Genomic DNA, 9,676 nt, shown 5'->3' with positions numbered 1-9,676 from the left:
CGGCACTACCGGGGGAGAATCAGTTCCCCGCCGCACCCATCCCATCCACCGCCTGCCGGCCCAGCGACGGGTCGTCGGTGAAGAAGGCATCGATGCCGGTGGCCAGGTAGGCGCGCATCTCGGCGATGGAACCCTCGGCGTTGCGTGCGTTGTCGGCACCCTTGCGCAGGTTGCTGGCCTGGAAGTGGTTCTCCGGGCGGAAGGTGTACGGGATCACCATCAGGCCCACCGCATGCGCATCGCGCACCAGCGAGGTGGGCGTGCCCAGCGCGCCCTTGTCATCCAGCGGAATGATCGAACGCAGTTCCGGGCCGATGCTGTCGGCGTACACGGCGATGTCCTTCAGCCCGGCCGGGGTCATCATCTGTGCATAGGTCAGCGTGCCACCGGCCTTGGCGACGTCGGCCGGCTGGGTGTCGCCCTTCCACAGCAGCTGCAGCAGGCGGATGTTGCTGTCGCGCGGGATCTTGCCGCGCAGGTAGCGCAGGTTGGCGGTCTCGAACGACTGGATGGTGACCGGGCCGACGTTGGTATAGGCGTTGCCGCGCAGCGCCGCCAGCAGTTTGTCTTCCATCGGCAGGCCGATCGACTGGAAGTAGGTCGGGTGCTTGATCTCCGGCACCAGGCCGATGCCACGGTTGGCACGCCCGGCCTGCTGCACCAGGAAGGCGAGGATCTCGTCGAGGCTGGCGATGCGGAACTGGCCGTCGTAGGCGGTGCTGCGCAGTTCCGGCAGGCGCTCGCGCGCGTACAGCGTCTTCAGCTCGGCCAGGGTGAAGTCCTCGGTGAACCAGCCCTCGACCTTCTGCCCGTCGATGACTTTGCTGGTACGGCGGCTGGCGAACTCCGGATGCGAGGCCACGTCGGTAGTGCCACCGATCTCGTTCTCGTGGCGGGCCACCATCTTCCCGTCCCTGGTCATCACCAGGTCCGGTTCGATGTAGTCGGCGCCATCGGCAATCGCCTGCGCATAGGCGGCCAGGGTGTGCTCGGGCAGCAGCGCGCTTGCACCGCGGTGGCCATAGACCGACACCTTGTGTGCGGCCGGGGTGGAGGATTCAGCACTCATGGCCACCGATGGTGCCACGGCCAGCGACAACAGCAACGCACAACCCCACGACTTCACTGCGACTTCCCCAAGCGGTATGTGATGGGCGTCAGTATGCGGCGGCAATGTGACAGGCGGGGGACCCCATGCATCCGGTAGTCGCCGACCTTGGTCGGCGCTCTGCCGGCTGGCGTCGATGACCCCGGACGCCCTGTGCCAACCAAGGTTGGCACCCACCAGAGCGTGAGCCCGTTCGGGGATCTGGCCCCAGCGTTACTTGCCGATGCAGAAACTGGAGAAGATCCGTCCCAGCAGATCATCGGCGCTCATCTGCCCGGTGATCTCGCCCAGCGCATCGTGGGCCAGCCGCAGTTCCTCGGCCGCCAGTTCCAGGTGTTCGTGGGCCAGCTCCCCATCGGCGCGCTGCGCATGTTCCTGCGCGCGCTCGATCGCATCGACGTGGCGGGTGCGCGCGGAGAACTCGCCGTCCACCTGCTCCCCTGCCCCGGCCGACGCAATCGAGCGCAGGCGCGCATGCAGGTCATCGAGCCCGGCACCGGTCGCGGCCGAAACGAACACGCGATCCGGATCGTCCAGCGTCGGCAGTGCCGTCAGCAGGTCCGACTTGTTGTGGATGTAGACCTTGTGCGGCACCGCCATCACCGCATCACCGAGGGCCGCTTCACCGGCCGCCGGATCGCGTGCATCCAGCACGATCAGCGCCAGGTCGGTACGCTCGATTTCCACATGCGCGCGACGCATGCCCTCGCGCTCGATGGCGTCTCCACCGTCGCGCAGGCCGGCGGTGTCGACCAGGGTCAGTTCCAGGCCGTCCAGGCGGATCGTCTCGCGCAGCGTGTCGCGGGTGGTGCCGGCGATGTCGGTGACGATCGCACGCTCGCTGCCAGCCAGTGCATTGAGCAATGAACTCTTGCCGGCATTCGGTGGCCCGATCAGCACCGCGTGCAGGCCATCGCGCAGGCGACGCCCCCGCTCGGCGTCGCGGCGCAGCAGGGCCAGATCGCTGCGCGTCTGTTCCAGCCCGCGCCGGACCTGCGCGCCACCGAGCGTATCCAGTGGTTCGTCGGCGAAATCGATGGCCGCTTCCACATGGATGCGCAGCAGCACCAGCTGTTCGAGCACCGCCTCGATGCGGCGCGAGAACACACCGTCCAGCGAACGGCGTGCAGCGCGCGCGGCACGGTTGTCACCGGCGGCGATCAGGTCGGCGATGGCCTCGGCCTGGGCCAGGTCCAGCTTGCCGTTGAGGAACGCCCGTTCGCTGAACTCACCCGGCCGCGCCTGGCGCGCACCCAGCGCGATGCAGCGCGCGACCAGCTGCTGCAACAGCACCGGGCTGCCATGTCCCTGCAGTTCCACCACTTCTTCACCGGTAAAGCTGTTGGGCGCCGGGAACCACAGCACGATGCCATCGTCGATCACCTCATCGTCGGCGTCGCGCAGGCGCGCGTAATGCGCATGGCGCGGGCGTAGTGCAGGCGCACCCAGTGCGTTGGCGATGGCCGCCGCGCGCGGGCCGGACAGGCGCAGCAGGCCGACACCCCCGGCGCCGGGTGCGCTGGCGATGGCCACGATGGTGTCGGTGTGGATCGTGGTATCCATGGCTCAGAGCTTCTCCAGCTGCGCGCGCGCCTGCGCGGCGCCGCTGCCCTGCGGCTGCAGCGCCAGGTAGGTGGTATAGGCCTGCCTGGCCTTGGGCTTGTCGCCTGCATTGAAGTAGGCATCGCCCAGGTTGAGATGGGCCACCGCGCGCGACGGGTCGATCTTCAGCGTGTTCTCCAGCCAACGCGCCGCTTCCGCATAGCGCTGCTGACGGTAGTAGACGAAGCCGAGATTGTTCGCCGCCTGCGCGAAGTCCGGGCGCAGCTTCAGTGCTTCGGTGAACTGGGCCGCCGCTTCGTCGTACTGCTTTTCGCGGTACAGCTGCAGGCCGCGGTCGTTGGCCTGCTGCGCGCGCTGGCGGTCCGAGGCCGGGCCGGCGCTGGGCACCACCAGCCTGGCCTTGCCGCCCTGCAGGTCGGCCACGGTCACCGGTGCCTGGGTGCCCTTGGCCTCGCTCGCAGCATCGACCTTGTTGTTCAGCGCGATCGCATCGGCGGTCAGCTGGCGCGTATCGGCGGTGAGGAACTCCTGGCTGTCGGGCACCTGGAACACGAACTCGCCGCCCTGCGAGCCGGGCAGGCTGCCGAAGGCCGGGGTCTGGTGCGAAACCGCCGACACCGCCGGGGCCACGTAGGCGGCCAGCTCGGTGCCGGTGATCAGGCCATCGCCATTGAGGTCGCCCTTGCCGGCCAGCGCCTGCAGCAACACCCAGGTGAACACCGAGTGGCCGTTCGGGCCGGCATCGGCCACCTGCTGGTCGGCACCGCCGGCGGTCAGCATCTGCCGCGCGCTGCGGCGTGCGTTCTCGCGCAGGAACGACGACGACGAGGGGCCACCCCGGGTCAGGCCGAGGCCGCTGTAGCAGGCATCCATCACGAACATCACGTGCTTGGCCTGCATGCTCTCGGCAATGTTCTGGATGTCGGTCATCGCGATCGCGTCGGTGGCGAACTCCTTCGGGTCCGAATCCACCGGGATGATGTAGCCGAGGTCACGCCCGGAGGCGAGCTGGCGGGTCGCACCGTGGCCGGCGAAGAATACGAACACGCGGTCGTTCTTTCCGGTTCGGTCGTCGGCCAAGCGGTCGTGGAAGGCGGCCAGGATGTTGTTGCGGGTGGCCTGCTCGTTCTTCAGCACGATCACCTGCGAGGACGGGAAGCCGAACTGCCCGGTCAGGGTATCGGCCACCGCCTGTGCGTCATGGCTGGCGTACTCCAGCTTCGGCCACTTGGCATAGGTGTCGATGCCGACCACGATCGCCCACGACTTCTCGTAGCCGGTGGTGACGGTGGCATCGCTCGCGGCGCCCTTGCGGGCGCGGCTGACGGTGAAATCGCGGCCGTTCCACCCCGCGAACTGGTAGCCATCGGCAATCAGGCGGTCGAGGATCTGTGGCAGTGCCTTCACCGCGCGGTCATGGATGTCATGGAACAGGATGATGCCGCGCTGTTCCTTGTTCACCTGGTCCAGCACGCGCTGCACGATCGATTCCGGCACCGGATCGGCCCAGTCCATGGAGTCGATGTTCCACATGATCGACTTCAGGCCGGCTTCGTTGAGCAGCTGCAGGCCTTCGGCATTGCGCGCGCCATAAGGGAAGCGGAACAACGGTGCACGCTTGCTGTCGACGTCCTTCAGCAGGGTGTCGGTGTCCAGCACCTGCTGGCGCAGCGCATCGCCGGTGGTGCGCGAGAGCTGGGCGTGGGTCAGGCTGTGGTTGCCCACCGCATAGCCCTCTTCCATCAGGCCGCGGCTGATCTTGGCCATCGGCCCGAGGCTGACCTTGCCGTCGCTCTCGACCTTGCCCAGGTTGCGGCCCACCTCGAAGAACACGCCCGGCACGTCATAGCGCTTGAGGATGGCCACCACTTCATCGGTGTAGGCCTTGTGCGGGCCGTCATCGAAGGTCAGCACTACGGTCTTGGCCGGCAGGTCGCGGCCGAAGATCTCGCGGTCGCTGTCCTTCATCGACATCGGGTACGGCTCGACCACGCCGTAGTCGCGCAGGATCGCTTCGCGGCTGTAGTCCTTGCGCAGGTGGGCGATGTAGTCCTCCCACTTCTCCCGCTTCAGGTCGATGGCGCGGGTGCGCTCGAAGCGGCTGAAGATGCGGGTCAGTTCCTGGTTGTAGTTGCGCTCGATTTCATCGAGTGCGTCCAGGTCTTCGCCGATGCGCTGGTGCAGCTTCACCGCCGGCAGCGACGAATCGGTACCGACCCGCTCGTGCAGATCGCGCAGCACTTCGCGGAAGGCCAGACGATCGGCGTCGAACAGTTCCGGTGCCGACTCGATGTAGTCCAGCACGGTGCCCAGGGTGGCGAAGCGCTGCGGGCTGGTACCGCGCAGCAGGGTGTCGAACTGCGCGGCAATCGCCGTGCGCTGTTCCAGGCCATCGTGGAACAGCTGCTGGCCAACGCGCGTGGAAGTACCCCGGTCCGTAGCGCTCTGCTGGTCTTCATCGGCCAGCAGCACGATGATCCGGCGATAGCCGTCCAGCTGCTTCTGCAGTGCCGCCAGCAGCGGGGCGGCGGCCGGATCGGCGGCGGCGGCGGCCTGCGCGCTGGGCTGGGTGACGGCGGTCGCCGGTGCCTTCGCATCCTTGTCGCCGCAGCCGGCAACGACCAGGGTCAACAGCAGCGAGGGCAGGAACAGGCGGAACGACGACGCACGCGGCATGGTGGACTCGACGGTGGGGGGAACGGTGTCCCGGGAATTCTAACGCCGCATGCGAAAAGCCCGCCTTGCGGCGGGCTTCTGCTGAGGTCAGCCGGCCAGCGGCCGGCTCGATCGATTACTTCTTCTTGACCGGAGCCGGCGCGGTGGTGGCCGGGACCGGCTCGCCGCCGTGGCGCTTGGTCATCCACCACTGCTGCAGCAGGCCCAGGCCGCCGTTGACCACCCAGTACAGCACCAGGCCGGACGGCATGAAGGCCATCATGACGCCGAACACCAGCGGCATGAACTGCATCATCTTCTGCTGCATCGGGTCCATGCCCGGTGCCGGGGTCAGCTTCTGGGTGAACCACATCACCGCCACGTTGATGACCGGCAGGATGAAGTACGGGTCGCGTGCAGTCAGGTCCTGGATCCAGCCGAACCAGGGCGCCTGGCGCAGTTCGACCGATTCCACCAGCACCCAGTAGAGGGCGAAGAAGATCGGCATCTGGATGAGAATCGGCAGGCAGCCGCCCATCGGATTGATCTTTTCCTTCTTGTACAGCTCCATCATCGCGGTCTGGAACTTCTGGCGGTCGTCGCCATAGCGTTCCTTCAGCTGCGCGATGCGCGGCTGGAAGCGGCGCATCTTGGCACCGCTCTTGTACTGGGTCGCCGACAGCGGGTACAGCACCAGCTTCAGCAGCACCACCAGGCCAACGATCGCCCAGCCCCAGTTGCCGACCAGCTTGTGCACCTGGTTCAGCACCCAGAACAGGCCCTGGCCGATCACCGCCATCATCGAGAAGCGGCTGTAGTCGACCACGCGGTCCAGGCCCGGCACGTCTTCCTTGGCGATCAGGTTGACCAGCTTCGGGCCCACCCACAGGCGGGCCTCGGTGCTGGTGGACTGGCCCGGGGCCACGGTGAAGGCCGGGCCGCGCGCCTCGATCAGGTCACGACCGGCCACCTGCGACAGCACGTAGTGCGCCGTCTGGTCCTTCTGCGGGATCCAGGCGGTGAAGAAATGATGCTGCAGCATCGCCAGCCAGCCGCCGGTGATGTTCTGGTTCAGCGTGCCGTCTTCCAGGTAATCCTTGAACGCACGACGCTGGTACTTCTTGTCGTTGTCGTACCAGGTGGCGCCGTTGAAGCTGAAGGAGTCCGGGTTGGTCATGCTCCGCGACAGGATCGTCGGGGTGCGGTCCAGGGTGCGGTAGACGTAGCCGTTCCACGGCGCGGTGCCGGTGTTGCTGACTTCGTCCTTGAAGCGCACCGCGTACTCGTTGCGCGAGACGGTCAGGGTGCGCTTGATGGTCACGCCGTTGTCGGCGGTCCACACGAACGGGATCTGCAGCTCGTTCTGGCCCTTGGCCAGCACGAAGTCGTTGGTGTCACCGACCAGCTTGAAGCCGTCAGCGCCCGGGACCGGAGTGTTCTTGTCCTCGCTGGCCCAGCCGCTGATCGCGCTGTACGGATGCGCGGGATCTTCGGTCAGCAGGCGCACCGGCGGGCTGCCTTCGTCCTTGGTCTGCGGGAACTGCAGCAGCTCGGCATCGAGCACACGGCCGCCATCGAGCACCAGGCGCAGCACATCGGTGGTGACGGTCACGCGCTGGCTGGCCGGGGTGGCACTGGCCTGGGCCTGCACGGCAGCCTGGCCGGGGGCGCCCGGAACCTGGGCACTGGGGATGGCGCCCGGGCTGGAACCCGGAACGCTCTGTGCGGCGGCCGGGGCCGACGTGGTCGTCGGTGCCGGGGTCGGAGCAGCCTTTTCACGGCTCCACTCCATCCACAGCAGCACGGCCACCATCAGCCAGGCAAAAATGAGGAATACGCGGGTCTGGTTCATCAGCGGACAGGCTCGGCGGGGCCGGGACGCGATGCCGGCTCGGTCAAAGAAGGAGTTGCGATGCCATCAGGCGGCGGCATTGTGCCGTCCACGCCCGGCGTGGGCAATGCACGCAGGCGACGCAGCAGGCGCAGGAAGGCCTGGCGGATCTCGTCGTTGCTGGCGGAACGCGCAGCACTACGAGCCACGACGACGAAGTCGCCTGGCTGGATTTCGGTACGTGTCTGACGCAGGATGTCGCGCAGGACGCGCTTGATCCGGTTACGCCCGACGGCGTTCGGATCAACCTTGCGGGAAACCGCCAGACCCAGCCTGGCCGGCCGGTCAGCCGGCAGCCAGTGCAGGGTCATCAGCGGATCGGACACACGGCGGGCGCCGTTGAAGACCGTTGAGTATTCGGCACGCGTGCGAACCCGCGCAGAGCGAGGGAATCGCTTGCGCGGGTCTGCAGTATTCACTGTCGAAGGGATTGCGTCTGCCGCGAGGTGCGGCATGGCAATCAGGCGCTCAGGACTTTGCGGCCCTTGGCGCGGCGACGCGACAGGATCTTGCGGCCGTCAGCGGTCTTCATACGGGCACGGAAGCCGTGGTCGCGCTTACGCTTGAGGTTGCTGGGCTGGTAGGTGCGCTTCGTGGCCATTGGGGGCCTCTCGTATGAATGGGACGGAAAGAACCGGAAATTCTAGAGAGGTACCCCGCCCCAAGTCAAGCCCTGGCAGCTACGCCAATTCACTGCCCTGTGCAATAGCTGTGGATGTTTTTGTGAATAAGTAGGGGACAAGCATTCCGAAGGCGGGCGCTCGGTGGTAGTCTGAGCCATCCATTTCCCCCCTTTCCGGCCTGTGTTTGGGCGCCTTGTCGCGTCCACGCCCCGGCCACCGGACGATTATTGCTGATGGATGCTTGGTCCCGTAGTCTCGAGCGCCTCGAAGCGGAGTTCCCGCCGGAAGACGTTCATACCTGGTTGAAGCCGCTGCAGGCCGATCTGCGCGTGGACAGCCTGGTGCTGTATGCACCGAATGCCTTCATCGTCGACCAGGTGCGCGAGCTGTACCTGGCCCGGATCCGCGAACTGCTGGCTCATTTCGCCGGTTTCAGCGACGTTTTTCTTGAAATCGGCTCGCGCCCGCGCCCGGTGGAGGCGCAGAACGCGCCGGTTTCCACGCCGTCGGCGCATGTGTCCAGCGAACCGCAGGTGCCGTTTGCCGGCAACCTGGACAACCACTACACCTTCGCCAACTTCGTCGAAGGCCGCAGCAACCAGCTGGGCCTGGCCGCTGCCTTCCAGGCGGCGCAGAAGCCGGGCGACCGTGCGCACAACCCGCTGCTGCTGTACGGAGGCACCGGCCTGGGCAAGACCCACCTGATGTTCGCCGCCGGCAACGCCATGCGCCAGGCCAACCCGGGCGCGAAGGTGCTGTACCTGCGTTCGGAGCAGTTCTTCAGCGCGATGATCCGGGCCCTGCAGGAAAAGACCATGGATCAGTTCAAGCGCCAGTTCCAGCAGGTGGACGCGCTGCTGATCGATGACATCCAGTTCTTCGCCGGCAAGGACCGCACCCAGGAAGAGTTCTTCCACACCTTCAACGCGCTGTTCGATGGCAAGCAGCAGATCATCCTGACCTGCGACCGCTATCCGCGTGAAGTCGAAGGCCTGGAAGCGCGCTTGAAGTCGCGGCTTGCCTGGGGCCTGTCGGTCGCGATCGAACCGCCGGACTTCGAGACCCGTGCCGCCATCGTGCTGGCCAAGGCGCGCGAACGCGGTGCCGAGATTCCCGATGACGTTGCGTTCCTGATCGCCAAGAAGATGCGCTCCAACGTGCGCGACCTCGAAGGCGCGCTCAATACCCTGACCGCCCGCGCCAATTTCACCGGCCGCGCGATCACCACCGAATTCGCCCAGGAAACCCTGCGCGACCTGCTGCGTGCCCAGCAGCAGGCGATCAGCATTCCCAACATCCAGAAAACCGTTGCCGACTACTACGGCCTGCAGATCAAGGATCTGCTGTCGAAGCGTCGGACCCGCTCGCTGGCCCGCCCGCGCCAGGTCGCCATGGCCCTGACCAAGGAACTGACCGAGCACAGCCTGCCCGAGATCGGCGATGCCTTTGCCGGTCGCGATCACACCACGGTGCTGCATGCCTGCCGCCAGATCCGGACCCTGATGGAAACCGACGGCAAGCTCCGCGAGGACTGGGACAAGCTGATCCGGAAGCTGAGCGAATGATGCACGGATGCCGATGAGGCGTCATCGCACAAAACGGTGCAGAATCCGGTAGCAAGCGCGGGACACGTTGTGGATAAAAATGGCGTCTGAAATCGCGCCGATTCTATCCACAGCTTTCCCCACCCCCTGGGGGTCGGTAATACAGAGGGTTTCGATGTCTGAAATTCTTTTATTTACAAAGACTTAGCGTTGTTTTCCAGCGATTCTGTCTCTACCAGCACCACCAAGCTTTTGATTTATTCCACATTTTTTAAAGCATAGGGGCACGGAA

General features: G+C 66.1%; 7 protein-coding genes. 1 reads left to right on the top strand and 6 read right to left on the bottom strand.

Annotated features, from left to right (window positions below):
• Positions 1-19: 19 nt before the first annotated feature.
• The 6 genes from SSKA14_RS02035 to rpmH form a co-directional block, all read right to left on the bottom strand.
• Complete coding sequence (locus tag SSKA14_RS02035) at positions 20-1,126, bottom strand: glycerophosphodiester phosphodiesterase (protein WP_008268458.1); 1,107 nt, start codon at positions 1,124-1,126, stop codon at positions 20-22.
• 195 nt (positions 1,127-1,321) lie between these two features.
• Positions 1,322-2,671 carry a tRNA uridine-5-carboxymethylaminomethyl(34) synthesis GTPase MnmE gene (gene mnmE / locus SSKA14_RS02030; RefSeq protein WP_008268798.1) on the bottom strand — a complete coding sequence of 450 codons (1,350 nt, stop codon included), beginning with the start codon at positions 2,669-2,671 and terminating at the stop codon, positions 1,322-1,324.
• A gap of 3 nt (positions 2,672-2,674) precedes the next feature.
• Positions 2,675-5,347, bottom strand: a complete 2,673-nt coding sequence (locus tag SSKA14_RS02025; protein WP_008265648.1) for a polysaccharide deacetylase family protein — start codon at positions 5,345-5,347, stop codon at positions 2,675-2,677.
• 115 nt (positions 5,348-5,462) lie between these two features.
• Positions 5,463-7,178 (bottom strand): membrane protein insertase YidC, encoded by a 1,716-nt coding sequence (gene yidC, locus SSKA14_RS02020; RefSeq protein ID WP_008265055.1) that lies wholly within the window; start codon positions 7,176-7,178, stop codon positions 5,463-5,465.
• Positions 7,178-7,672 carry a ribonuclease P protein component gene (gene rnpA, locus SSKA14_RS02015; protein ID WP_006479316.1) on the bottom strand — a complete coding sequence of 165 codons (495 nt, stop codon included), beginning with the start codon at positions 7,670-7,672 and terminating at the stop codon, positions 7,178-7,180. Before rnpA ends, yidC begins: the two co-directional genes overlap by 1 nt.
• A 5-nt stretch (positions 7,673-7,677) precedes the next feature.
• The gene (gene rpmH / locus SSKA14_RS02010; RefSeq protein ID WP_005411729.1) at positions 7,678-7,818 is read right to left on the bottom strand and encodes a 50S ribosomal protein L34; all 141 of its coding nucleotides are present in this window, start codon (positions 7,816-7,818) and stop codon (positions 7,678-7,680) included.
• Between the two features lie 255 nt (positions 7,819-8,073).
• On the opposite strand from rpmH, the gene dnaA reads away from it, so the two are divergent.
• Positions 8,074-9,405 carry a chromosomal replication initiator protein DnaA gene (dnaA, locus tag SSKA14_RS02005; RefSeq protein WP_005411730.1) on the top strand — a complete coding sequence of 444 codons (1,332 nt, stop codon included), beginning with the start codon at positions 8,074-8,076 and terminating at the stop codon, positions 9,403-9,405.
• The last annotated feature ends 271 nt before the right edge of the window (positions 9,406-9,676 follow it).

Origin of the sequence: Stenotrophomonas sp. SKA14, from assembly GCF_000158575.1 — a bacterium.
In the GTDB taxonomy this organism is placed as follows: Bacteria; Pseudomonadota; Gammaproteobacteria; order Xanthomonadales; family Xanthomonadaceae; genus Stenotrophomonas; species Stenotrophomonas forensis.
Note: the sequence above shows the minus strand (reverse complement) of the source record. Positions and strands in the feature narration are given on the sequence as shown.